This window comes from Arthrobacter sp. SAFR-023 (assembly GCF_051965295.1).
In the GTDB taxonomy this organism is placed as follows: Bacteria; Actinomycetota; Actinomycetes; order Actinomycetales; family Micrococcaceae; genus Arthrobacter.
The window spans coordinates 1-2187 of sequence record NZ_JBQCMF010000044.1; the positions used below are offsets into that span (position 1 = coordinate 1).

General features: G+C 63.6%; 2 protein-coding genes. One reads left to right on the forward strand and one right to left on the reverse strand.

Features of this window, described 5'->3' with window-relative positions:
• Window positions 1-440: 440 nt before the first annotated feature.
• On the forward strand, window positions 441-1907 hold the full coding sequence (locus ACTHQX_RS21635) for an MFS transporter (protein ID WP_111904440.1): 1467 nt from the start codon (window positions 441-443) through the stop codon (window positions 1905-1907).
• Window positions 1908-1980: 73 nt separating this feature from the next.
• Here the strand turns inward: ACTHQX_RS21635 and ACTHQX_RS21640 are convergent.
• The coding region (locus tag ACTHQX_RS21640) for an OpcA/G6PD domain-containing protein (protein ID WP_440159293.1) at window positions 1981-2187 on the reverse strand (207 nt) is incomplete at its 5' end.

Below are 2187 nucleotides of genomic sequence, written 5' to 3' on the forward strand. Positions count from 1 at the left end.
TGGACCAGCGAAGCGGCACAGTTACCCACGCCGACGATAGCTACACGAATCGGATTTGAAGACACGGAACTCCTTTGGGGGAAAAGCTGTTGCCGGGAGCAGCCGGGATGACCGGGATGGCCGGCAGGGATATAAGCTGTCTCGGACATTCAAAGCGCCGCCCCCGCGGTGCCGATCTCATCCGAATATGCTGCCCTCCATCATCCCCCGAAGGCGTGCCCGCCTGCTATTCCATGATCGGACGGTTGCACCTACCCGAACGGGCAGGTGTGCCCCAGCAGGGACGCCAGGGAAGCGGAACAGCCCAAGTCATGTTCTTGACATTAGGTTGTGAGCTAACGCACTCTGTTGCATAAGCCGAAGCCTGTTGATTACTGCGGAACACCAGAGGGACCCACACGCTTGGGTACCCCCCGCCAAAAATTCAGTAAGGAACCTGTATGACGATCAAAGGTGATGTCACTACCGATCACAACAGCAAAGATAGACAGTACTCCCGCCGGCTCACGACCTCAGACATTAACGTCGTGGACCAGCGGATGCTGAAGAAGGCTCTCGGCGGCACAGTCGTGGGCAACACCATGGAGTGGTACGACGTCGGCGTGTTCGGCTACCTGATCACCACCATGGGGCCGGTGTTCCTGCCGGAAGCGGACAGGACCGTGCAGACGCTGTTCCTCCTGGGCACGTTCGCTGCCACCTTCATTGCCCGCCCGATCGGCGGCGTCGTCTTCGGGTGGCTTGGCGACAAAGTGGGGCGGCAGAAGGTGCTCGCCGCCACCCTCATGCTGATGGCGGCCAGCACGTTCGCCGTCGGCCTCCTGCCCGGCTACGCACAGATAGGCATCTGGGCCGCAGCGCTGCTGGTGCTTCTGAAGCTCGTGCAGGGCTTCTCCACGGGCGGCGAGTACGCCGGCGCCACCACGTTCGTGTGTGAGTATGCCCCCGACAAGCGGCGCGGCTTCTTCGCCAGTTTCCTCGACATGGGCTCCTACATCGGGTTTGCCCTGGGTGCTGCCACCGTCTCCGTCCTGCAGGTCACCCTCGGGGAGGCCGCGATGGAGGAATGGGGCTGGAGGCTGCCGTTCCTGGTGGCCGGGCCGCTGGGCCTGATCGCCATCTACTTCCGGAACAAGATCGAGGAGTCCCCCCAGTTCCAGGCAGCCCTGGACGCGCAGGAGTCCGCCGCCGTCAAAGCCGCCGCTGGCGACTCGGCTGTCGCCAAGGGCCCGCTCGGCCTCATAACAACGTACTGGCGTCCGATCGTACTCGCCATGATCCTCGCCGGCGCTGCCAACACCGTTGGTTACGCGCTGACGTCCTACATGCCGACGTACCTGACCGAATCCAAGGGCTATGACCCCGTTCATGGGACATTGCTGACCATTCCGGTGCTGGTGGTGATGGCCCTGTGCATCCCGCTCACCGGCAAGCTTTCGGACCGCATCGGGAGGCGTCCCGTGCTGTGGATCGGCGCCGGAAGCACCGTCCTGTTTGCCGTCCCTGCATTCACCCTGATCGGCATTGGCGAGCTCTGGTCCACGTTGGCGGGCCTGTCACTGGTTGCCTTCCCCGTGACGTTTTATGTGGCTAACCTCGCCTCGGCGCTGCCTGCACTGTTCCCCACCTCAAGCCGCTACAGCGGCATGGGCATCGCCTACAACTTCTCGGTGGCGATCTTCGGCGGGACAACGCCGTTCGTGATCCAAGGCCTGATCGCGGCCACGGGCGACGACATGGCCCCCGCCTACTACCTGGTGGGCACCTCGGTCATCGGTGCGATTGCCATCTATTTCCTTCGCGAATCCGCCGGCCGCCCGCTGCCCGGCTCCATGCCCAGCGTGGACACGGAAGCCGAGGCGCAGGAGCTCATCGCCGCCCAGGACACCAGTCCAGTGCTGCGTTAGCCGCGCTTTCCACACATCAAGGTGCCCCCGTCGTATGAACGACGGGGGCACCTTCTTTTATGCCAGCTTTGTATTAGACCAACGCCAACAGCGGCGCGTCCTCCCAGTCCCGCACCAAATCAAGCGCTCCCAGCACGAGGCCGAAGGTGTCGTCGGGGTCGAGGCGGCGGAGTTCTTCTGCGAGGCAGTCGCGGAGGCTGCGTCGTGGGAGGGAGATGCGTTGTGCGGGTTGGCCGGGTTGGGTGAGTTCGGCGATGGAGAGGCCGGGGCGGAAGAGTTG

Bases quoted from the DNA above. Each gene is read 5' to 3' on its own strand.
- ACTHQX_RS21635 (WP_111904440.1), top strand. From the start codon at position 441: ATGACGATCAAAGGTGATGTCACTACCGATCACAACAGCAAAGATAGA.